Below are 23,151 nucleotides of genomic sequence, written 5' to 3'. Positions count from 1 at the left end.
CAGGCCGCAATTTCCTCCCCCGGTCGGACGGATTCCCGTCCCGCCCGGTGCCGGCGCGCTACCATTCGGGTAACCGCGTCACCACCGCGCCGAAACCCGGGCGGCGGTCGGGGAATGCGGGCGGGACATCTGCTTCAATGGCGTGCATGCCGTGGCCACCCCGTCTCGTTGTGACCGATGCGACCGCGGCCGCGCTGGCCGGTTTCTGTTCGGCGTGGCAGGCGGCGGAGCTGGGGAACGCGCGGACCCAGCGGGAGATTCTCGGCCTCGCCCGCGAGCGGATTCCCGAATTCGGCCGGCTGCTGGACGGGGCGGTCGCCGCGGTGCGCCGGGAGCTCGCCGTGGTCGTGGGGAACGTTCCGCTCGACGACACCGCGCTGGTGGTCGTCGCCGCCGCTCTCGGCGCGGTCGATCCGAGCCACAACGGCCCGGAGCCGGACACGGTGGTGCACGACGTCGTGGACAGCGCTGCCCGCCCCTACCGGGACCCGGACCCGCTGCACACCGACTCCCCGCTGCTGCCGCGCCCGCACGCCCACCTGGGGCTGCTGTGCGTCCGGCCCAGCCCCACGGGCGACGGGCAGACCGTCCTGGCACGCGCCGCGGACGTCGCCGCCGCGCTCGCCGGGACCGGCCACCTGCGGGCGCTCCAGGACCCCCGCTACCCCTTCGCCGTCCCGGGCGCCGCAGGGAAGGACGGCCCGGCGGTCGTCACCCACCCGATCCTCACCGTCTCCGGCGGGGACACCGCGGTGCGGTACTGCCCGGTCCGGGTCGCCGACGGCGTACGGCTGGCCGGTCCCGCCCTGGACGCGGAGCACGTGGCCGCCTTCCACGCCTTCCGGCGCGCCCTGGACGCGCCGCACCTGGGCTCGGTGTTCCTGCTGGGCGCGGGCGACCTGCTGCTGCTGGACAACCGGCGCCTGCTGCACGGCCGCACCGACGTCTCCCCGAACGGCGCCACCCGCCACCTCAAACGGGTCAAGGTGCTCGCCGCCGGCGAGTAGCGCGCCCCGCCGGCCGGCACCGCGGCGGGAGGGACGCGGAAGGGCCGCCGGATCGGGAACCCGACCCGGCGGCCCCGGCGGACGGAGGCCGGCCGACTACCCGTCCACGGCGCAGCTCTTGCCGTTCAGGCTGAACCGCGAGGGCGGCGACGAGTCGCCCGTGTGGTTGGCCAGGAAGCCGAACGTGACGCTGGAGCCGGGCGCGATCGTGCCGTTGTGCGTGCCGTTGCGCGCGGTCACGATGCCACCGCCCTGGAACAGGTCGGTGTTCCAGTCCGACACCACGGTCTGGCCCGCGGGCAGCGGGAACCGCACCGCCCAGCCGTCGACCGGGACGGTGGAGGTGTTGGTGACGGTGACGTCCAGGGTCAGCCCGGTGCCCCAGGCCTTCCGGGTGTACTCGATCCGGCAGGTCGGCCCGGAGTCGGCGAACGACACCCGGTGCAGGCCGCCGGGCAGGTCGTTGACCACGTAGAACTCGCCGTCGGCCGTGGCGCCGATCGCGGTGACCTGGGTGGGGAACTGCCCGAGCTCCGCCGGCTGGTACCCGCCCGAGCCGTCCTCGCGCAGCGCCCACACCGTGGAGGAGCAGTAGTCGGTGGCGATGTAGGTGCCGCCCAGCAGGTCGGCGTACCGCGAGCCGCGGTACACCTGGCCGCCGATCACCGCGCAGCCGCCGGTGTAGGGGCTGTAGGTGAACACCGGCTCGGTGTAGTCGGCGCCGGGCGAGCACTGCGCCTCGTCGAACACCTCGTAGCCCTCGTAGCAGGACCAGCCGAGGTTGGCGCCCGCCTGCTCGCCGGGCTTGAGGCGGTTGATCTCCTCCCAGCGGCCCTGGCCGACGTCGCCGATCCACAGCGAGCCGTCGCCGTGGTCGAAGGAGAACCGCCAGGCGTTGCGCAGCCCGTAGGCCCAGATCTCCGGGCGGGCGTTCGGCTTCCCGACGAACGGGTTGTCGGCCGGCACGCAGTAGGGCAGGGAGCCGCAGGCGGAACTCACGTCGATGCGCAGGATCTTGCCCAGCAGTGTGTCCAGCCGCTGCCCGGTGTCCAACGGGTCGCCCGACCCGCCGCCGTCGCCGATGCTCCAGTACAGGTGGCCGTCGGGACCGAACGCCAACTGGCCGCCGTTGTGGTTGCTGTACTCGGCGTGCTCCTGGGCGAGCAGCGGGGTGAGCGTGCCGCTGTCCAGGTCGTAGCGCCCCAGCGTGACCGCGCCGTCCGGCAGCGCGGTGTAGGCGAGGTACACCTCCTTGTCGGTGGCGAAGTCGTCGGGGAGGGCGATGCCGAGCAGGCCGCGCTCGTTGCCCGACTCGTCGATGGAGGACCTGATGTCGATCAGGGGCGTGGCGGCCAGCCCGGTCGTGGGGTGGTAGACGCGGACGGTGCCGGACTTCTCCGTGATGAACAGCCGGTCCGTGCCGTCGTCCGGCGCGACGACGGCGGTCGGCCGCCGCAGCCCGGAGGCGACCTGGGTGGTGGAGACGGTGATGTTCTCCAGCGGGACGTCGGCGGCGGCCGCGCCGGACCCGGCGTCCGGGGCGGCGGCCGCGGACAGCGGGGTGAGCAGGGACAGCAAGAGCGCGAACAGGAGGAGGCCGCTCCAGCGGCGACGTGGCATGACGAACTCCGGCAGGTGTGGGGGGCCCTGGAAGTGAAGTCCCGTTGAATGAAACAAAGTTCAACCAATGTGCCTGATGGGACGTTAACCGTTACCCGCCCGTCACACCAGGCCGCGGTCAGCACACGGGGACACCCCCGCCGACCCCGCCGTCCCGTGAGCGCGCCGCTCCGCGGCCGAGGGACATCCGCCGCCGGAGCGGGCAACGCGGCACGCCCCCATACCGGTTGGGCGAGTGGGGACGCCGACCGCCACCCGCGCCCGCCGCGGGCGGCCGCCGGCCCGTCCCCGTGCCGGGACGCCCGTCCCGGCACCGCTTCCCGACGAAGGGGACCGATGAGTCCGACAGCGCGACCACCGCGCACGCGCAGGAACCGCCCCGCCACCCTGGTGCTGGCCTGCGCGCTCACCGCCGCCTGCGCCGTCTCCGGAACCGCCGCCCACGCGGCGGGCCCCACGGCGGCGCCCGCGGGCCCGAAGACCGCCACGGCCGAGCCCCTCCACGAGATCGTCCTGATCACCGGCGACCGGGTCACCGTCACACCTCGGGGCGAGGTGACCGCCGTCGAGCACGGCGAGGGACGCGACGGCGTGCCGATATCGGTGCACGAGGAGAAGGGCCACACCTACGTCGTCCCGGCCGACGCCGAGGCCCTGCTGGGCAGCGGACGACTCGACAGGCGGCTGTTCGACGCCACCGAGCTGGCGCGGCCGCAGTACCGCGAGCGACTGCGCGACGGCCTGCCGCTGATCGTCTCCTACCGCGGCACCCACCGGGCCGCGGCCCGCGAGGAGATGCGCGCCGCGGGCGCCACCGACCGCGGGGACCTCCCCGCGCTCGACGCCCAGGCCCTCACCGTGGACACCCGGGACCGGGACGCGACCGCGAAGGCGTGGCGCGCCCTCACCGACGAGGCGGAGGCGGGCGCCGTCACCACGGCCCCCGGCGTGCGGCAGGTGTGGCTGGACGGCGTCCGGCGCGCCGCGCTGGCCGAGAGCGTGCCGCGGATCGGCGCCCCCACGGCGTGGCGGGCCGGGTTCACCGGCACGGGCGTGAAGGTCGCCGTGCTGGACACCGGCGTGGACGAGACCCACGCCGACCTGGCCGGCGTCCAGAGCGCCGAGCGGAACTTCACGGAGGACCCCGACGCCACCGACCGCAACGGGCACGGCACCCACGTGGCCTCCACCATCGCCGGGTCGGGCGCCGAGTCGGACGGCAGGCACAAGGGCGTCGCGCCCGGCGCCGCGATCCTCGACGGCAAGGTCCTGGACAGCCACGGCTTCGGCAGCGACTCGTGGGTCATCGCCGGCATGGAGTGGGCCGCCGAGCAGGGGGCCGACGTCGTCAACATGAGCCTGGGCGGCGACGACACCCCCGGCACCGACCCGATCGAGGCCGCCCTCGAGCGTCTGTCCGCCGAGCCGGACGGCCCGCTGTTCGTGGTCGCGGCCGGGAACCGGGGCCCGGAGGCGGGCACCCTCGGCTCGCCCGGCACCTCCCCGGCCGCGCTGACCGTCGGCGCCGTCGACAAGCACGACGCGATCGCCGCGTTCTCCAGCCGCGGCCCCGGCGGCGACGACCACGCCCTGAAGCCCGACGTGACCGCCCCCGGGGTGGACATCGTCGCGGCCCGCGCCGCGGGCACCGCCCTCGACCGGCCCGTGGACGACCACTACACCATGGCCAGCGGCACCTCCATGGCCACCCCGCACGTTGCGGGCGCGGCCGCGCTGCTCGCCCAGCAGCACCCGGGGTGGAGCGGGCAGCGGATCAAGCAGGCGCTGACGTCCTCCGCGGCCGGCCGGGCCGGCGTGTCCGCGTTCGCCCAGGGCACCGGCCGCGTGGACCTCGCCCGCGCCGTCGGCCAGACCGTCGTGTCCGAGACCTCCTCGCTCTCCTTCGGCCTGCGGCAGTGGCCGCACCACGACGACGAGACCGAGACCAAGCGCGTCGTCTACCGCAACACCGGCACCCAGCCGGTCACCCTCGACCTGTCCGTGGACGTCACCGGCCCCGACGGGAAACCCGGACCCGAGGGCATGTTCACCCTTGACGCGCGCACCGTGACCGTCCCCGCGGACGGCACCGCCTCCGTGGGCCTCACCGCCGACACCCGGCCCGGCGGCGACCTCGACGGCGACTACTCCGCCCACGTCACCGCGACCGGCGGCGGGCAGACCGTGCGCACCGCCGCCGCGGTCCTGCGGGAGACCGAGTCCTACGATCTGAGGGTCGAGCACACCGGCCCCGAGGGCGTGGGCGACTGGCAGTACTCCACCACCGTCTTCGACCTGGACCGCAGGAGCACCCACTGGCTCCAGGGCGACTCCGGCAGCCCCACGGCCACCCTGCGCGTGCCCAGGGGCCGCTACGTCGTGGACACCAGGATCCACACCGCCGGAGGGGAAGAGGAGGGGCCGGCGGGCACCGACTGGATCGTCCGGCCCGCCCTGACGGTGGACGGTGCCACCACCGTGGCCGCCGACGCGCGGACCACCAGGCCCATCGAGGTGACCGTGCCGGACGCGGGCGCGCGCCCGAGCGTGGGCTCCGTCGAGTACCGGATGGACCTCGGCGACGGCATCGCCCTGGGCAGGAGCCTGTTCGCCGCGGACCTCGGCACGGTGCGCACCGCCCACCTGGGCCCGGCCGACCCCGCGCTGCGCACCCAGCTCAACAGCCTGTGGGAGAACCCGTCGACCGGCGGCACGTACGCCGTCGCGGCCGGTGCCGAGGGCCGGATGTTCACCGGCGTCACCCGCCGCACCACCACCCGCGACTTCGCCGTGCTGGACGTGACCGCGGGCGCGTCCGTGCCGGACCGCGAGGGCCGCCTCCAGCTCGGGCCGCAGATCCACTTCAGCCCGAAGCTGCTGCCCACCCGGGAGGCCGCCCTGCCCGCCGTGCGGCGGGTGCACGTCACGGGCGACGCCCGGTGGAACGTCCTGGCCGACCAGCTCGGGTACCTGGCGGACGGCAGCCGGGAGATGGAGGCGTACTACCTGGCCCCCGCCACCGCGTACACGGCGGGCAGGCGGTACCCGCTCACGTTCAACACCGGGGTGTTCGGGCCCGCCGTCGGGGAGCAGGACACCGTCTTCCGGGACGGCGACCTCCTCCACGGCTCCCCCGCCCTGTTCGCCGACGGCGCGGGCCACCCGGGCGCGTGGGCGTACGACACGGCCAGGACGGAGCTGTACCGCGACGGCGAGCTCCTGGCGGCGGAGGACGGGCCGCTCAGCCAGCAGGAGTTCCGGCTCCCGGCCGAGGCCGCCGACTACCGGCTGACCACCACCCAGACCCGCGGCGGCTTCACCGCCGTCAGCACCCGGGTGGACGCCGCGTGGACCTTCCGCTCCGCGCGCACCGAGGGGCCGCGGGCCATGCCCCTGTCCGTGGTCCGCTTCACGCCGAGGCTGGCCGCGGACAGCACGGCCCCGGCGGGCGCCTTCCTGACCGTCCCGGTGACCGTGCAGGGCCCCGCGGCCGGACGGGTGGCCTCGCTCACGGTGGCGGTGTCCACCGACGGCGGCGCCACGTGGCAGCGCAGGCCGCTGGTCAACGGCACGCACGTGGTCGTGCGGAACCCGGCGGCGGGCGGCTCGGTGTCCTTCCGCGCCGGGCTGACCGACCAGGCGGGCAACACCCTCGACCAGACGATCGTCAACGCCTACCGGGTGAGGTGACGCCCGCCCCGGCGAACGACGGGCGCCCGGCCGCGGATTCCCGGCCGGGCGCCCGCCCTGGGCGTGCTGCTTCCGCTCTCCCGCGCGCCGGTCAGCCGACCGTCACCGAGTACGCGGTGGTGTCGAGCTGGCCCGCGCCGTGGAAGACCTCCGTGCCCGCCTGCACGCTCGACAGGTACTTGTTGCTGCTCAGCGAGCCGCGGTTCTCCAGGGCCCGGGTGAACTGGGACAGGTCCAGGGAGGCGGAGGTGGTGTTGCTGGTCCGGATGAACGAGTGCACCTTCCAGCCGATGTCGCCCTGGTAGAGGTCCCAGGTGGCCCCGCCGATGTTGAGGGTGGCGACCTTGGAGCCCACCGGCCCGGCGCCGCCCGTGCGGTACAGCCAGACCATGACCTCGTCGGTGGGGTTGTCCGGCCAGTCCGGGTTGGCCTTGTCGTGCAGCCACAGGTCGTAGGCGACGTTCATGGTGCCCGGCCTGTTGTGCCGCACGTTGAACGACCAGTCGGTCCGCACGGCCTTGCGGGCGGAGAGCTGGGTGGGGAGCTGGGTGCCCGTCGTCTTCCAGCCCCAGTGCCAGCCGAGCACGGAGGAGGCGTAGGACTTCACGGAGTTGTCCTGGGCGGGCGACTTGCTCGTCCAGTCCCAGTTGGTGCCCCAGCCGACGGTGTTGCCCGACTGGTAGCTGTCCCAGGAGCACTGCCAGCCGTTGCCGGCGTCCCGGCCCCAGAGGTTGTTGTTGACGTAGTACTTGCCCTGCGTGATGGTCGCGGCCGGCGTGCAGGTGCTCGCGGCGTGGGCGGTCCCGGTGGGCCCGAGGAGGAGGCCGACCAGCACCAGGGGGACGGCCGCCAACCATCGCAGCAGTCCACGTCTTCTCACCATGTCGTGTGTCCTTCCGGCGTGCCGGCTGCTCGGGCGCGAGCAGGGTCGAATGACCGAATGCCGTCGGTGTTGGCATGGGCACGCTAGGAAAGAAGGGGCGTCACGTCAACAAGTTCAACAAGAAACCACCCTCTGGAGGGCCTATATCCGACAGAAGCGCTCATGAAACCGCAGCGGGCCGACGGGGGCGGCGCCCGGCGCGGGATCGCCCCGCGAGTTCGAGGGCCCGGGGGCCGGCCCCGGGAGCCGGCGGGCGCGTCTCGCTCGTGACGCCTGGGGCCCGCTCCGAACTGCCGTTTGGTGCACGGAGGGTTGACCGATGACCAAGGGAGCAGGAGCATCCCTCGGTGGGAGCGCTCCCAGCTCTGGTTCCTCCGCCGCCCCGGAAGGACTCATCCGGCCAACACCGCGAACCGAACGAATCAGGAGACGAGGATGACCTCCCCGACCACCCGCGCCCTGCGCCGGGCCCTCACCATGTCGGCCGCCTGCCTGGCCCTGCTCACCAGTTTCGGCACCGGAAGCGCCTCCGCCCACGGAGCGGTCAACGACCCGCCCGCCCGCCACTACTCCTGCCACGAGAAGTGGGCCTCCAAGTTCTGGGACTCCTCCTGGGCTCCCCAGGACCCGATGTGCTGGCAGGCCTGGCAGACCGAGCCCGCCGCCATGTGGAACTGGAACGGCCTGCTCCGCGACGGCGTCGGCGGCAACCACCAGGCCGCCGTCCCCGACGGGCAGTTGTGCAGCGCCGGCCTCACCCAGAACGGCCGCTACCGCGCCTTCGACACCCCCGGCCCCTGGAAGACCGTGGACCGGCCCAACAACTTCCGGCTGAACCTGTACGACCAGTCCTCGCACGGCGCCGACTACATCCGCGTCTACGTCACCAAGCAGGGCTTCGACCCCACCACCCAGGCCCTGCGCTGGAGCGACCTGGACCTGGTCGCCACGACCGGCCGCATGCCCACCGGCAGCACCACCCCTGTCCAGGTCAACGCCCCCGGACGCACCGGCCACCACATCGTCTACACCGTCTGGCAGGCCAGCCACCTCGACCAGTCCTACTACTTCTGTAGCGACGTGAACTTCACCGGCTGACCGCCGGCGCACCCCGCCCGGGAGGCACCGCGACCCCGGCCCGGCGCCCGCCGGGTCACCAGGCCGCCGCCCGCCTCCCGGGCACGCCGCACGACCAGGCCGTCCGCCGGGGGCGGACGCCTCGCGTCACCCCGCGGGGCGCACTCGCGCCCCGGCGGACCACCGGTCGGTCCCGGCCTGCCGGGAGGGCTACTTGAACGGCACGTTGACGCAGGCGAGGCGGGCGCCGGCGGTTCCGGCGTGGCCCTCGTGCGTCGAGGTGGCCATCTGGTGCAGCACGACGGAGCGGGCCCCGCCCTCGCGGAACCGCCAGTCCACGACGGCCGCGGAGCGGCCCGAGCCGAACCGGGTGGTGGTCAGGTCCAGCCACACCTCGTTGCGCGGGTTGGCGTAGTCGGGGTCGACCGAGGGCTGCACCGGGTCCGGCGTGTCCTGGTAGTGCGGGCCGGCGTCCGCGGGCAGCGCGCCGCACGGCTTGGTGTGGACGTGGGCGCCGTAGACCCGGTCGGGCACCAGGCCCCTCACCCGCAGCTCGACGCGCGTTCCCCCGTCGCGCCGCGTCTTCTCCTCGACCCGCGCCTTGGCGCCCACCGGCACCAGCTCGGTGTTGTAGGTCACCGCCTCGGCGGCGGGCGCCGCGGACGCCGGGGAGAACGCCGCCCTGACGACGACCTTCCGCACCGGCGGCTTGACGCCGTGCGACTCGGCGGCCCCCGCGGTCGCCACCGCTCCGGCGCCGATGGCGAGCGCGCCGGCACCGGCCACGGCGGCCAGGAGACCCTTGCGCTTGGTGGTGAACTTCTGATCGGGCATGGCGAACTCCAGATGGGTGTGAGGGAGAGACAACTGCCGGCAGCCGTCGCCGAGGCGCCTGAGCGGTGCGGGGCGGCGCGGCCCGGACGGCCGGGCTTCGCACACGGTCCGCCGCACCCTACAGCGGGGGCGCGGCCGCTCCTGGCCTTCCGCCGTCGGGCCTCGGGGAAATCCCACGAACCCTCACGTCCCGTTCACCCGCGCGGAGCGGGCGGAGACGCGCCGACGTCCGGACCCTGCCGACGGCACCACGGGAAACCGGCCCCCAGCCGCGGAGGGGCGGCGTCTGCTGTTCGCGTTCATCCTCGGTTCCTCCGGCCGGCTCCGGTTCCTCGCGCCTTCTGGGACCCGGTTCCTCCGGCACCTTGGGTTGCTCGGGCTCCGGTCTCTCCGGTTCCTCAGGGCTCCGGTTCCTCCGCTTCCCGGTTCCTCCGGCTCCGATTCCTTCGGTTCTCCGACTGCTCCGGCTCTCCGGCGCCTCCGGTTCCCGGTTCCTCTCGTTCCCGGTTCCTCCGGCTCCTTCGGCTCCTCCGGCGCCAGAGAAGGCTCCGCGGGCATCAGCGGCTCGGCCGCGGACCGGACGCATGGTTGACCCCCGGCATGGGCGCGACCGTGGATCTCGGTGGCCGTGTCAGCGTTCGGCGAGGACTCGTTCCGCCTTCCCGCCTCCCGCGCGAAGCACCCCCGCCGCGCCCCGGCCGCGCCCTCGGCGTGGGGACCGGTCCCGGCCGCGCGACCGTAACCTGCCGCCGACTCAACCGGCGTGCCGGAAAGCGGGGCTGAGACGTGGACGTCAGGGGATACCTTTTCTGCATCCTCCTCGGCGGGCTGGTGGCCGTGGCCTTCGCCGCCTGCGACCGGATGAACGGTGACGACTGCCGGCCGCGCACCAACCCCGACGGCAGCCGCGTCACATGTGTCGTCGTGGTGCGCTGACCCGGTCCGCGCGGTGTGACCGCGACGGCCGTCCGCCACGCCTCCGGGAGGGAGGCGCGGCGGACGGCCGTGTCCCGGGGGCGGCCGCCGCGGCCGCCCCCGCGGGGTCAGACGCCGCAGGTGGGCGCCGACCAGAACTGGCTGGAGCGGTGGTCGAGGTGGGTGTGGTCGTTGTGGCCGGAGTAGCCGGGGCCGAGGATCCCGCGGAAGCCGTGGTAGCGGGCCTGCTTGGCCAGCGTGCACAGGGAGTGCGGGCCCGCCCCGAGGTCAGCGGCGTCCCCGTACAGGTGGCGGCTGTCGCCCGCGCCGCCGACCGCCTCGTTGCAGGCGTACGAGCGGAAGCCGCTGGTGACCGTGATCGGCTGGTCGCCCAGGGCGTGTCGCAGGGCCTCCAGCTTCCACATGGTGCGCAGGGCGTTGGCCTTGGCGGTCGAGGCGCTGACCGCACCGCCCGACCAGGTGCTGTTGCAGTCGTTCAGCTCGCTGTAGGAGAAGTGGATCGGCGTGCAGTCGTCGTCCTGGAGGGCGTAGAGCTTGTTGTAGGTGGCGGGACCGGCGACACCGTCGGCGGCGAGGCCGTACGCCGACTGGAAGCGCTTGAGGGCGGCCGCGGTGGCCGGCCCGAACTCCCCGTCGACGGCGAGCACGGAACCGTAGCCCGGGTACCCGCCGAGCCGTATCTGGAGCTGGGTGACGTCGGCCCCGGAGGAGCCCTGCGACAGGGTGCGGCTCCATGTGTAGCAGCCGTCCGCGTACGCGGTTCCCGCCGTCACGACGGTCCCGGCGAATACGCCAGTCGCGATCATGACAAGTGTCACGAGCAGTCGGGCGGTGCGTCTGAGCATGTGACCTCCATGCCGGAAGGGACGTGTGGTACCCGAGGGTCACGGGATATGTGACGCGCGTCAACCATGCGGTACGCGGCGGCCGGAGGCGGTGGGGGAGCGGGGCGGGGTGGCGTTGGGAGGTGGTCGCGCCGGGCGGTTCCGGAGGCGGATTTGGGAGCGCTCCCAGCAGCGGGGGAGCGCTCAACCGGGAGAAACCGCGTGGTTCGCCGCATACTCCCGCCGTGGCGTGAATGCGCCGTTCCCGAGCGTTCGCCGTGCCTGCCCGCCGGCCACCCTGACGGAATGCCACCGACCGACCGACCGACCGGCGGGCGGCCGGTCCCCGGTCCCACCCGGCCTGCCCCGGGAACCCCGCCCCGCTCACACCAACCGGATGTGCCGCACCCCCGTCCACGCCCGCCGCAGGCGTCCGCGCAGTGCGCCGTCCGTGTCCGGGGTCAGGGTCAGGCCCGCCGACGCGGCGATCCGCTCGGCGACCTGGGGCACGGTCAGCCGGTCCGTCCACACGTGCTCGGCGAACTCCTCCCCGCGCAGGCGCTCCAGGCAGCGGTCGAGGTGCGACACGGCGAAGCTCTCCCGGCGCAGCGGCGCGTCCTTCCCGGCGAGGAACCCCGCCACGTGGCCGAGGCCGCGCTCCCGCAGCCGGCGCAGCACGGTCTCCCGGTCGGCGAGCAGCGCGAAGTGCCGCACGTCGTGGCCCCGCTCCCGCAGCCGGCCCACGGTCTCCCGGAAGTTGGCGGGCTCCACCACGGTCATCGGCGCGATCACCGTGCCGCGGTGCCTGCCGAGGACCATGTCGAGCACCTCGTACACGCCCTGCCGCCACGCCGGGAAGTCCTGGAAGTCCCCGCGCAGCGCCGGGGGCGTCATGCGGTGCAGGCCGAAACCGACCTCCTCCGGGTCGCAGACGACGCTGCCGGGGAGCCGCCGCCTCAGCTCGTACGCGGTCTGCGTCTTGCCGGCGCCGAACGGGCCGTTGATCCAGACAAGCATGCGCCGACCCTATCGGGGGACGCCGCCGCACGGCTGGGGCCCCGGATCGGCCGCGGCGGGCCGCACCCGGGTGAGCGCCCGCCACCGCTCCGCCTCGGTCTCGTGCGATCCCGCGGCGGTCGCCGACGCCACCGTCGCCGTGTCCGCCGGGTCCGTCAGCGGGCTCCCGCCGCGGGTCAGCAGGGTCAGCGGCCACGCGGGCGCGCCCGGCCCGCGGCCGTCGTACGGGTGCCAGGTCCACGGCCCGTCGAAGCGCCAGGCCCGTCCGTCCCCGTCGGCCACCTCGTCGCCCGGCGCCAGGAACGCGTACGGGCGCAGCAGCGGCTCGAAGGCGAACGGGATGCCGTCGCCGAGGTGGACGGCGTAATCGGGCCCGCCGGACTCCCACTGCTCCGCCCCGGGGATCGGCTCGCGGCCCGCGGTCAGCACGGTCATCAGGCCCCAGGGCCGGGGCAGTCGCCCCGTCTCGAGCGGCGGGTCGAAGTGCTCGACGCCGGTGACGTGCACCACGGTCGGGGGCACGCCGACGCGGCAGGCGTCACCGGGCCGCAGCCGCTCCAGCGGCGGGTCGGCGCGGAACAGCTCCACGGGCCGGCCGGGCCGGTCGGGGCCGTGTTCGAGGACCACGTCGCCGTCCCACTCGATCCACGCGCAGTCGGGGTCCTGCCGCCACCACGGCCAGCGGAGGACCACCTCGCCCCGGCGGACCCCCGTCACCCGGGCGGGGGTGAACGGGCAGGACACGCGCAGCACGTCGCCCACCCGGAAGTCCCGCTCCGTCATTTCCGCCGCCTCCCCGCCGTCCTGTTCCGCGGGCCAGGGTAGTGCGGGGCACGGACGGTCCCCGCTCCTCCGCGGCGCGGGGCCGCCGACCGCACCGCGTGTTCATTGTTGATCGATTCTGATCGATCGAGGTTGGTGGTGCTGTCAGCCGGTCGAACCCGGTCGTAGTGTGACCGTGCCCTTCGCCCCCACGGCGGGAGGGCCATTCTCCGGCACTACGGGAACGGGGCTTCCATGGTGAGCAGACTCGGGCGGGCCGCCCTGGCGACCTCTGCGGTGTGCGCGCTGGCACTGTGCGGGCTGGGCGCGCCGCGGGCGACGGCCGAGGTGGGCCCGGCCGAGGCGGGTACGGCCGCAGCGGGTACGGCCGCGGCGCCCGGCGGCACGGTGGCGGTGGAGGAGGCGTTCACCATCGACGGCGACGCCGTCAACCCCAACCCCGCCGACGTGTTCAAGGGGTTCGGCGCAGTCTCGTGCAACAACACCTCGCGGCTCCTCCTGGACTACAAGGAGGAGCACCCCGACCGGTACTGGGAGCTGCTGAACACCCTGTTCAACCCGAAGACCGGAATGGGACTCACCGAGGTCAAGGTCGAGCTCGGCTCGGACACCAACACCTCCTCCGGCACCGAGCCGGCCTCCATGCGCGCCGCCGACGAGCAGGCGGACGTCCTGGCGGGCGCCGGCTGGCACTTCGCGGCCGACGCCAAGTCGATCAACCCCGACATCGAGGTCAGCATGCTGCGCTGGGCCGACCCCCGATGGGTGGCCGACGCCGCCAAGGGCGGCCTGAAGGCGAAGCTCGAGGCCAGGTACGCCTGGTACAAGAAGACCATCGACGCCGTCCACGACACCTACGGGATGCGCGTCGACTGGGTCGGCATCGGCAAGAACGAGGACTACGACCGCACGGACGTGCTCCCGTTCCTCGACCACTTCGAGCAGCGGCTGGCCGAGGACTCCCGGCCGGAGAACCGCCCGCGCTACGACTACGCCAGGACGATCAAGTTCGTGGGCGCGGACGAGATCAAGGGCCGCGGCTTCGCGGGCGACCTGGTCCGGGTGCTCAGCGCGGACGAGGTGGCCCGCATCGACCGGCTGGACGAGCCGGTGCGCATCGACGCCGACGACGCCGACCCCGAGCACCCGGTCACCGAGGACGGCCTGTACACCAACGTGGCCCACGACGTGGAGTACGTCGGCGACCACACCACCGGAACCGGCGCCGGCGCGGTCACCGGCAAGGTCTACCGGGTGGTGTTCCCCGGCCGCGAGTACGACGGCTGGACGCGCTCCGACGGCGTGGTCCACCCGCCGGCCGAGGGCGACTCCACGACGTACCACTACACGATCGGCGACCCCAGGGAGCCCACCACCGGGATCGACGGCCGCCCCCTCGACCCGGCCGAGCTGCTGACCAGCGTGGACGCCGTCTCCATCCACTACCACTCCGCGGCGGACCGGGCCATCCGCATCCTCAACAACGTCTACGCCAAGGAGTTCTGGTACTCCGAGGGCATCGCGCCCATGGCCATGTCCCGCAACCGCGTCACCCTCTCCGGCGACGGCGGGCTGACCGGCGGCGAGAGCTCCCTCGACATCGCCAACCGGGTGATCTTCGGGTACCACAACGCCGGCCGGAGCGACGGCGGCAACGGCGCCTTCCCCTCCGACTCCGGCCAGACCCGCTACCTGTTCCAGCCCGCGATCAGCGCCTTCTACCAGAACGGGACCTACAGCGCCAAGCAGCTCGTCGGGGCGCACGACCCGTGGTCGGGGTGGTACGAGCTGGACAGCGGGGTGCAGATGGTCCGGCACTTCACGGCGTTCGCCGAGACCGGCCACGAGCGGGCGTGGCGGTACGTGGACGGCGGGGCGTCCTACGGCACCGGCTGGACCGCGGGCGACGGCATCCAGGACACCCGCGTCAACCGCCTCACCCTCGCCGACCCGGAGAAGAAGGACTTCTCCACCGTCCTGACCAACAGCACCGCCGAGCCGGTCACCGTCACCGTGACCCTCAAGAACATGGGCGCGGCCCAGCACAGGGCCCTGACCCGCTTCGAGACCCGCGGCCCCGACGCCGGCGAGGCGTACGACGCCAACTGGTTCCGCGACACCGGCCGGGTCCCGGCCAAGGCCACCGCCGGCGGGCGGACCTTCACCGTCACCCTCGCCCCGCACTCCATCTCCACCGTGACCACGGTCAAGGGCGTGCGCTCCTACGAGCCCGGCTCCTCCGAGCCGCACCGGCGCACCGTGCTCGACGTCGGCCGGCCCGGCGGGCTGCTGTACCGGGACGACTTCGAGTACGCCGGGTACCGGCCGGCCACCACCGCCTGGGACTACGAGCGCTGCGCGCCCGGCACCGACCCGGGGCGCAACGCCTGCCGCGCCGCCGGACCGCGCCTGGACTACCTCGACCGCCGCGGTGGCACTCCGCGCTACACCACGGACATGAGCGGGGCGTTCGAGGTCAGGACCGAGGGCAAGGGCCCCAGCAGCGGCAACTACCTGGAACAGGCCATCGACTACACCGTCAAGCCCGGCCTGTGGCGGTACGGCGGCAACGGGTACCCGCACACCCTGCTCGGCGACGACCACTGGGCCAACTACTCGGCCAGCCTGGACTTCTCCTTCGACCGGACCCCGTACGACCCGGCGAAGAAGGTCGACTCCGACCCCGACGCCCACTACGAGAACTATGTGGCGCTCGGCGGCCGCAACGCCCGCGGCAGCGGGGGAGACGTGCGCGACGGCATCAGCTTCGTGGTGCAGCCCGACGGCACCTGGGGCCTCCAGAAGCGCGGCGACACCAGGCGGTTCCCCGCCGAGACCCCGGGCCGGCCCGACCCGGCCAACGGCACCCTGCTCAGCGGCACCGTCCCGGACTTCGACCCGGACGCCACCCACACCATCCGGCTCGACCTGCGCGGCGACCACTACGTCGGCTACCTGGACGGCGTCAAGGTCGTCGAGTACGTGGACCGGTCCGACCGGACCGTGGCCGGCCGCGTGGTGATCTCCAGCGGCTTCCACCAGAACCGCTTCGACAACCTCGAGGTCACCGCGATCCCCGGGTACGCGCCCTACGCCACGGAACGGCTCGACAACGGCGACGCGCGGGTGCGGTTCTCCGGTCCCCAGGGCTCCTGGGCGCACGCCGTCAACGCGGGCCACGCGTTCCTGTACCGCACCCGCTCCACCGGCACCGCCGGAGCCAGGCTCACCGTGCCGTTCCGCGGCACCGGGTTCGCCGTCGACGGCGCCGGCACCAAGGCCGTCATCGACGTCCACGTCGACGGGGAACCGGTCGCCGAGGGCCTGGAGGTGGTGGCGACGGGGGAGCGCGCCGTCCCCTACCACCTGTCCTCGCTGCGGAACGGGCGGCACACGGTGACCATCGAGGTCGTCAGCGGCACCCTCGTCCTGGACGCCTTCCACCAGCTCGGGCCGCCCACGGGCCGGTGACGCCCCCGCGCCGCCGAGCGGCCCTCATCCCGCCATCCAGCGGGTGAGGGCCAGCTCGGCGAAGCGCTCGCCCATGCGGCGGTGGGCGGCGTCGTCCGGGTGCAGCCCGTCGGGCAGCGGCAGCTCGGCGAAGTCCGCCTCACCGTAGAGCTCGCGGCCGTCGAGGTAGTGCAGGTTCGGGTCCCGCGCCGCCCGCTGCGCCACGATCCGCGCCAGCTCCTCCCGGATCACGCCCAGGGTCAGCTTCCCGCTCGCGCGCTCCGCCGGGTCGCCCGTGGCCCGGAAGCGGACCACCCCTGCGCCGAGGGCGGCGAGGTCCAGGGCGCCGGGGCCGGGTGTGTCCTCGTGGATGGGGCAGAGGATGGGCGAGACCACCAGCAGCGGCGTGGTGGGCCGGCCCTCGCGGATGGTGTCCAGGAAGCCGTGCACCGCCGGGGTGAAGGCGCGCAGCCGCATCAGGTCGCTGTTGACCAGGTTGATGCCGATCTTGACGCTGATCAGGTCGGCGGGGGTGTCCCGCAGGACGCGGGCGGTGAACGGGTCGAGCAGGGCGCCGCCGCCCAGGCCCAGGTTGACCAGGTCCACGCCGCCGAGGCGGGCGGCGAGCGCGGGCCAGGTCGTGGTGGGGCTCGCGGCGTCGGAGCCCTGGCTGATCGAGCTGCCGTGGTGCAGCCACACCCTGCGGCCCCGGTCCGGGACGGGCTCGACCGGGGCGTCGGTGCGCAGGGCGACGAGTTCGGTGGTCTCGTTGTGCGGCAGCCAGATCTCGACGTCCTTGGCGGCGTCGGGCAGGCCGGAGAAGCGGAGGGTACCGACCGGCCCGGGCCGGTGCTCGAAGGTCCCGGCGGTCAGGTCGATCGTCAGGGTGCTGCCGCCCGCCACAGCGGCCCGGCCGGCCGGGCGGCCGTCCACCAGCAGCTCGTACACGCCGTCCGGGCGGGGCGGGACGCCGACGTAGACCCGCTTGGTGGGCAGCGCGTCCAGTTCGACGGCGGTGGCCCGGGTGCGGAACGCCAGCCGCACCCCCGACGGCTGGGACTCGGCCATGGCCAACTGCCCGTCGGCGCACTGGGCGCGGGCCCAGGCGGGCAGCCGGTGCGGCAGCACGCCGCGCTCGGTGCGCTCCACGTCGAGGGCGCCGCGCAGGAGGTCGGCGGTGACGGGCGTGGTGATCCAGTGGTGCGTGGGGTGCATGGCCTTCACCTGTTGAATGGATGTGTCGGAGGGTGCGGCGCGGTCCGGCGCCGTCCGGCTTCGCGGACGCGTGCGTGCGTGCGGGGGGATAGAGAGAGGGCTCCGGCTGCCGCGGGCGCCCGGGTCAGGCCGCGGGCCAGTTCCGCAGCAGGGCGTCGAGGGCGTCCAGGACGCGTGACCAGCTCTCCTGCGAGTCGGGGGCGCTGTGGCTGAATCCGCCGCTCAGCTCCAGGCTGACGTAGCCGTGGAAGACGCTGCCCAGCAGCCGCACCGCGTGGGTCTGGTCCGGCTCCGCCAGGTCGTAGCCGCGCAGGATCGCCCGCGTCATCCGGGAGTGCCGGACACCGGCGCTGGCCGCGGCCGTCTCCGGGTCGAGCCTCAGCCGGGCCGCGGCGTAGCGGCCGGGGTGCTCCCGGGCGTAGTCGCGGTAGACGTCCCCCAGTGCGACCAGGGCGTCCTTGCCGGCCCGCCCGGCCAGCGCGGCGTCGCCCCGGTCGGCGAGCTCTTCGAGGGCGAGCAGGGCGATCCTGGTCTTGAGGTCCTGGGAGCTCTTGACGTGTGAGTACAGGCTCGCGGCCTGCACGCCGAACCGCCTGGCGAGCGCGGAGACGGTCACCTGCTCGAAGCCGACCTCGTCGGCCAGCTCCGCGCCCGCCCTGGCCAGGCGTTCGGCGGTGAGCCCTGCGCGTGCCATGGCTGCCCTCTCTCTGTTGCCTAAATCGAGTATGCATCTACCTATAGCTTGTAGGCAAATCACGTTGATGGATAGGTGTCGTCTGCCGTCTGCCGTCTGCCGTCTGCCGTCTGTCGTCCGGCGTGCGGTCCGCCGCGTGGGGTCGGCGCCCGGCGCGGCGTGTCGGAAGGCGGAGGGTCCGCCCCCGGTGCGGCGGGCGAGCCCCCGGCGGCCGGAAGCGCGCCACGGGCCCCCGCCCGAGAGGGCCGTGATCGCCGGGTGGACAGGGGAGAAAAGCGGCCAACCTCGGAGCCCTCGGTTCCGGGTGTTGCCGCCCACCGGGCCCCTTCATACTGTGGGAGCGCTCCCACATCCGTGAACGGCCCCCGGTCCGTGGTTGAGCCCCGGGAGCGGCCTTCGATCACCACGCGGTCCGGCGCACTTCCCACCATTCCGGCGCGCAGCGGCAGGTCCGCGACCCCATGCCGTCCGGCAGGCGGCCGTCGCCGCCGACCGCGCGCCTTCCCATCGGAGGTCCCCCAACCATGCGCATCCATCGACATCGGCCACGAGTGTGGGCGGTCGTCCTCGCGGCTGTCGCCGGACTGACGGCCACCACCCTCGGCGCGCAGGCGTCCGCGGCCCCCGGCGCGCGGACCGGAGCCGCCGACAGCACCGCGCCCGCCGCGCAGGCCGCCCCCCGCGTCGAGGACGACGGCGTCGACTGCGTCGTGCCCGAACCGGGAGCGCCGACCGCCAACCCGAGGCTGCCCGACCCGTTCACGAAGATGGACGGCAGGCGCATCACCGCCAAGTCCGACTGGCGCTGCCGACGGGCGGAGATCAAGAAGCTCGCGGAGAGGTACGTCTACGGCGAGAAGCACCGGAAGCCCGCGAGTGTCACGGGCACGGTGTCGAACACCAACATCACCGTGAACGTGAGCGACCAGGGCAGGAGCGCGAGCTTCTCCGCGAGGGTCGAGCTGCCCAGCGGCTCCGGGCCCTTCCCGGCCGTCCTCGTCGTGGGCGGATTCGGCGCGGACACGGCCACCATCAAGGCGTCCGGCGCCGCCGTCATCCACTACGACCCCCTCGCCGTCGGCAGGGAGGGGACCCCGCGGAACAACAAGCAGGGCGCGTTCTACAGCATCCACGGCTCGTCCAGCAGCACAGGGCTGCTCATGGCGTGGGCCTGGGGGGCGAGCCGTGTCATCGACGTCATCGAGCAGTCGGGCGGCGGAATCCTGAAAGCCGACGCGATGGGCGTCACGGGATGCTCGCGGTACGGGAAAGGCGCATTCGTGATCGGCGCTTTCGACCAGCGCATCGATCTCACCATGCCCATCGAGTCGGGCACCGCCGGTGCCCCGGTATTCCGCGGAATTCCCGGGGAAAGCGGCGCTCAGCCGCTGAGCAGCGGCTATTCGGAGCAGCCCTGGCTGGGTGACGCGTTCGGCTCCTTCACCGGCAATCCGGCCAATCTTCCGGTGGACACCCACCACATCGTGGGCATGGTCGCGCCGCGCGGGCTGTTCATCATGGAGAACCCCCACATCGACTGGCTGGGCGCCAGGTCGGGAAGCGTGGCGGCCCTGGGCGGAGCCGAGGTCTACAAGGCGCTCGGCGCGGGGAGCAACATCACGTACTGGTCCGACATCCAGGACGGTGGCCACTGCGCCGTCAGGGGTGAATGGCGGACGCCCTTGCAGCAGAACATCAAGAAGTTCCTGCTGAGGACGGGCAGCGACCCCGGGGTGTTCCGGATCTCGAGCAGGAAGTCCGGCAACCTGTCCGAGTGGCGGAACTGGCAGACCCCGACCCTCACCGGCTGACCCCGGCCGGGGCGGGCGCCCGATGTGACGGCCCCGCGCCGACGCGGTGCGGTGGGTGCCCCGCGCACCCACCGCACCCCGTGGTGCCCGGCCATTCCGTGCACCGCGAAGGCCCCCGTGCGGGGGCCTTCGCCACGCTCGGGCCCGTGAGGCCGCCGGCCTGCGGCGCCGAGTGCAGGCCGGCGCCGAGTGCAGGCACGCGTCGAGTGCAGGCAGGTGTCGCTGCGTCAGAAGGCCGGTCCATCGAGGGCGAGCCGGGACCGGCCGCCCGGCCGGCTCGGGCCCGGTCCGGGGCCCGCGCGGCCCTCCGGGCGCGCCCGGCCGTGCCCGATGCCGCCCGTCCACGTGCCGCCCCACACCAACCCCGGTCCCGGTTCGCGAACGGTGGCCGCCCCCGCCCCGCGTGCCCGCGATGACCGGGTTGAGCTGGTGAAACCTCCACTCGGAAGCGATCGGTGATCGAGTCTTTATGGCCATGGAGATGCTTATGGTCATCGTCCACCGCATTTCCGTAACGGTCAGGGGCGCGGCGCACCGCCGGCCGTCCGGCCGTCGCGGGCGGCTCGCACGATCTGCCCGCGACCGGTACGGGCGACCGGTCCCGGTGACCGGCCCGGGGCCGCGCGTGTCCCCGTCGACGAACCGATCCGCCCAGGGAGGCGACGCATGCTGCCGCTCGGTGCGCCCCCGTGTGCGGGAGCCGGCCGAGCCGACGGGAGGACACGGCGCGCGCCCCGGGCGCACCGCCGACGCCGCGCGGTACCGCCTCTGATGGCCAGCCGAGGTAGGAGAGGACAGGCAATGCGCCTCGCCGAACGTGACCAGCAACTGGGGGAACTGTACGACCTGCTCGACCGGGCGGCGCGGGGCAGAGGCGGCTGCGCGCTCGTGACGGCGAGCGGCGGGTGCGGCAGAACCGCGGTGCTCGGCGCAGTCGCCGAGCGGGCGGCGGAGGCGGGCTTCCGGGTGCTCACCGCGGCCATCGCCTGGGAGGACCGGTCCCTGCCCGGCCACGCGCTCGGCCACCTGCTGCGCGGCCCCGGCGCGCCGGTGCTCCCCGAGGAGGACGTCGCCGAGCTGCTCCGCTCCCTCGGCGGTGCCGAGCCGCCCGCCGCCCCCGGCCGTCACCGGCAGCGCGACGAGCCGGACCCGGAGACGGCCGACCACCTGCACCGGGTGACCACCGCGATCCTGGCGGCCGCCGCGGAGCGGCCCACGCTGATCTGCATCGACAACGTCCACTATCTGGACCCGCCGTCGTGGCAGTGGCTGCTGCTGTTTCTCAGGGCCGTGCCCGGCTCCCGGGTCGCCCTGGTGATGTCCCAGTGCGACCTGCTGCCCGCGCACTCGCCGCTGCGCGCCGAACTGCTCCGCCAGCCGGACTACCGCCGGATCCAACTGCCGGCCCTGAGCCGGGACGGTGTGGAGGCGATGCTCGGCGAGCACCTGGACCGGATGACGGCCAGGCGGCTCGCGGGGCAGTTCCACGCCGTCAGCCTCGGCGTCCCCCTGCTCGTCCGGGCGCTGCTGGAGGACGTGCGCAGCAGCGCGGAACCCGTCACCGACGTGGTCCTGGGCAGCGCGTTCGTCGACGTCGCGCTCAGCATCATGGAGCGCTACGACCCGGGGCTGCTGCACACCGCCCAGGCGCTGGCCCTGCTCGACGAGGACGACCTGCACCCGGAGACGGTCGCCCGGCTCCTCGGCGAGCAGACGCACATCGTGGACTACTACATGCGGGGGCTGACCGCCCACGGCTTCCTGGACGGCAGGCGCCTGCGGCACGCCGCGGTCCGCGAGGCCGTGCTGCGGACCATCCCGCCGCGGCGGGCCCAGCAACTGCACGCGGAGGTGGCCGGGATCCTGTACGCGAACGGGGCGCCCCCGATCGCCGTGGCCAGGCACCTGGTCGCCGCCGACCGGGGCTCCGCCCCCTGGGCCGTCGGCGTGCTCCGCTCGGCCGCGGAGCAACTGGCGGCGGACCACCGGCTCGCCGACGCCCACGGCTGCCTGGAGCTGGCGCTGCGCGTCTGCGCGGACGAACCGGTCAGGGCCGAGCTGAAGCTGGACCTCGCCAGGACCGCGTGGCTGCTCAACCCCGCCCTGTGCCGGCACCACACCGCGGACCTGGCCCACATGCTCAGGGACGGGCGGCTCCCGGCGAGGCACGCACTCATGATCGCCAGGTATCTGCTGTGGTTCGGCCAGTCGGAGGAGGCGGTGGACGCCCTGGCGCTGGCCGGGCAGGACACCGGCGACGACACGGCGGCCGCGATGGACGAGTACCTGTCCAGGGAGCTGATGTTCGTCACCTTCCCCGCGCTCCGCGCCCACGAGAAGCTGCGCGCCGGGCAGGACCGGCGGACGCCGCGGGCGCCCGGTGGCGACCCGCGCGTGCGGGTCACCGCCGCGCTGGTCCAGGTGCTCGGTGAGGGCCCGGACGGCACCGCGGTCGCCGACGCCGACGCCGCGATGTGGAGCATGCGCCTGGACCAGCGCAGCTACGTGCCGCTCCGCGCCGGCGTGGCCGCCCTGCTGTACGCCGACCGGCTGGACGACGCGGGCAGGTGGTGCGACCACTGGCTGGAGCAGGCCCGGGCCCAGAAGGTGCCGATGTGGGAGGGCCACTTCGCCGCCCTGCGGGCGGAGATCTCCCTGCGGCAGGGCGACCTGGACCGGGCCGCGGCGCTGGCGCGGACCGCTCTGGCCCGGGTGCCCCTGGAGGGGTGGGGGACGGTGGCGGCCGCCCCGCTGTCGGTGCTGGTGCACGCGGCCACGGAGACCGGTGACCACACCGCGGCCGCTGCCCACCTGAAGGTGCCACTGCCGCAGGCCGTCTTCCAGAGCCGGTTCGGCATGTTCTACCTCTACGCCAGGGGCCGGCACCACGCGGAGACGGGGCAGCCGCACGCCGCGCTGAACGACTTCACCTCCTGCGGCACGACGATGACGGCGTGGGGGTTCGACCCGCCGTCCGTGGTGCCCTGGCGCATCGGGGCCGCGTACGCGCACCTGGCCCTCGGTCACACCGAGAAGGCCGCCGCGCTGGCCCACCGGCAGGCGATGCTGGTCCGGGACGACCGTCCGCGCACCCGCGGCATGACGCTGCGGGTGCTCGCCGCCACCGCCGCCCCGGCCGACCGCGTCGGCCTGCTCACACAGGCCGTGGACAGCCTGCGGGCCTGCGGGGACAAGCTCCACCTCGCCCGGGCGCTGGGCGACCTGGGCCGGGAGCACCGCGCGGCCGGGCACCCCGCGCGCGCCCAAGCCGTGCTGCGGCTCGCGGCCGGGCTCGCCGCGGAGTGCGGCG

The 23,151-nt window shown here is 74.2% G+C and carries 15 protein-coding genes; 7 read left to right on the top strand and 8 right to left on the bottom strand.

The window, feature by feature from the left end:
* The first annotated feature begins 170 nt into the window (after nt 1-170).
* Entirely contained in the window at nt 171-1,007 is an 837-nt protein-coding gene (locus tag ACYVO2_RS24430; protein WP_461010112.1) for a TauD/TfdA family dioxygenase, read from the top strand.
* 96 nt (nt 1,008-1,103) lie between these two features.
* On the opposite strand, the gene ACYVO2_RS24425 is transcribed toward ACYVO2_RS24430, so the two are convergent.
* Nucleotides 1,104-2,627 carry a PQQ-dependent sugar dehydrogenase gene (locus ACYVO2_RS24425; RefSeq protein WP_461010111.1) on the bottom strand — a complete coding sequence of 508 codons (1,524 nt, stop codon included), beginning with the start codon at nt 2,625-2,627 and terminating at the stop codon, nt 1,104-1,106.
* 336 nt (nt 2,628-2,963) lie between these two features.
* On the opposite strand from ACYVO2_RS24425, the gene ACYVO2_RS24420 reads away from it, so the two are divergent.
* Nucleotides 2,964-6,317 carry a S8 family serine peptidase gene (locus ACYVO2_RS24420; protein ID WP_461010110.1) on the top strand — a complete coding sequence of 1,118 codons (3,354 nt, stop codon included), beginning with the start codon at nt 2,964-2,966 and terminating at the stop codon, nt 6,315-6,317.
* A 91-nt stretch (nt 6,318-6,408) separates the two neighbouring features.
* On the opposite strand, the gene ACYVO2_RS24415 is transcribed toward ACYVO2_RS24420, so the two are convergent.
* Nucleotides 6,409-7,200 carry a GH12 family glycosyl hydrolase domain-containing protein gene (locus ACYVO2_RS24415; RefSeq protein WP_461010109.1) on the bottom strand — a complete coding sequence of 264 codons (792 nt, stop codon included), beginning with the start codon at nt 7,198-7,200 and terminating at the stop codon, nt 6,409-6,411.
* Between the two features lie 435 nt (nt 7,201-7,635).
* Here ACYVO2_RS24415 and ACYVO2_RS24410 point away from each other — a divergent pair, with 435 nt between their 5' ends.
* On the top strand, nt 7,636-8,298 hold the full coding sequence (locus ACYVO2_RS24410; protein ID WP_461010108.1) for a lytic polysaccharide monooxygenase auxiliary activity family 9 protein: 663 nt from the start codon (nt 7,636-7,638) through the stop codon (nt 8,296-8,298).
* Nucleotides 8,299-8,487: 189 nt separating this feature from the next.
* Here ACYVO2_RS24410 and ACYVO2_RS24405 read toward each other — a convergent pair whose 3' ends face one another.
* A complete protein-coding gene (locus ACYVO2_RS24405) occupies nt 8,488-9,111 on the bottom strand; it encodes a superoxide dismutase family protein (protein ID WP_461010107.1) in 624 nt (207 codons plus the stop codon).
* Between the two features lie 786 nt (nt 9,112-9,897).
* Here ACYVO2_RS24405 and ACYVO2_RS24400 point away from each other — a divergent pair.
* On the top strand, nt 9,898-10,047 hold the full coding sequence (locus ACYVO2_RS24400; RefSeq protein ID WP_461010106.1) for a hypothetical protein: 150 nt from the start codon (nt 9,898-9,900) through the stop codon (nt 10,045-10,047).
* A gap of 107 nt (nt 10,048-10,154) precedes the next feature.
* Here the strand turns inward: ACYVO2_RS24400 and ACYVO2_RS24395 are convergent, their stop codons facing one another.
* From ACYVO2_RS24395 to ACYVO2_RS24385, 3 genes are all read right to left on the bottom strand, one after another.
* Complete coding sequence (locus ACYVO2_RS24395; protein ID WP_461010105.1) at nt 10,155-10,892, bottom strand: D-Ala-D-Ala carboxypeptidase family metallohydrolase; 738 nt, start codon at nt 10,890-10,892, stop codon at nt 10,155-10,157.
* A gap of 363 nt (nt 10,893-11,255) precedes the next feature.
* The gene (locus ACYVO2_RS24390) at nt 11,256-11,888 is read right to left on the bottom strand and encodes an AAA family ATPase (RefSeq protein ID WP_461010104.1); all 633 of its coding nucleotides are present in this window, start codon (nt 11,886-11,888) and stop codon (nt 11,256-11,258) included.
* A 9-nt stretch (nt 11,889-11,897) separates the two neighbouring features.
* Nucleotides 11,898-12,671: a hypothetical protein gene (locus ACYVO2_RS24385; RefSeq protein ID WP_461010103.1), complete on the bottom strand. Its 774-nt coding sequence runs from the start codon at nt 12,669-12,671 to the stop codon at nt 11,898-11,900.
* Nucleotides 12,672-12,905: 234 nt separating this feature from the next.
* Between ACYVO2_RS24385 and ACYVO2_RS24380 the strand changes: the two genes are divergently transcribed.
* On the top strand, nt 12,906-16,142 hold the full coding sequence (locus tag ACYVO2_RS24380; protein ID WP_461010102.1) for a glycoside hydrolase family 30 protein: 3,237 nt from the start codon (nt 12,906-12,908) through the stop codon (nt 16,140-16,142).
* A gap of 24 nt (nt 16,143-16,166) precedes the next feature.
* On the opposite strand, the gene ACYVO2_RS24375 is transcribed toward ACYVO2_RS24380, so the two are convergent.
* Both ACYVO2_RS24375 and ACYVO2_RS24370 read right to left on the bottom strand, forming a co-directional pair.
* Nucleotides 16,167-17,336: a GDSL-type esterase/lipase family protein gene (locus ACYVO2_RS24375; protein ID WP_461010101.1), complete on the bottom strand. Its 1,170-nt coding sequence runs from the start codon at nt 17,334-17,336 to the stop codon at nt 16,167-16,169.
* Between the two features lie 124 nt (nt 17,337-17,460).
* Nucleotides 17,461-18,030, bottom strand: coding sequence for a TetR/AcrR family transcriptional regulator (locus ACYVO2_RS24370; RefSeq protein ID WP_461010100.1), 570 nt, complete (start codon nt 18,028-18,030; stop codon nt 17,461-17,463).
* 524 nt (nt 18,031-18,554) lie between these two features.
* Between ACYVO2_RS24370 and ACYVO2_RS24365 the strand changes: the two genes are divergently transcribed.
* Both ACYVO2_RS24365 and ACYVO2_RS24360 read left to right on the top strand, forming a co-directional pair.
* On the top strand, nt 18,555-19,841 hold the full coding sequence (locus tag ACYVO2_RS24365; RefSeq protein ID WP_461010099.1) for a glucuronyl esterase domain-containing protein: 1,287 nt from the start codon (nt 18,555-18,557) through the stop codon (nt 19,839-19,841).
* 801 nt (nt 19,842-20,642) lie between these two features.
* The coding region (locus ACYVO2_RS24360; protein ID WP_461010098.1) for an AAA family ATPase at nt 20,643-23,151 on the top strand (2,509 nt) is incomplete at its 3' end.

The sequence above is a fragment of the Streptomyces capparidis genome, assembly GCF_054782095.1.
This window is presented reverse-complemented; position numbering and strand designations above follow the sequence as displayed.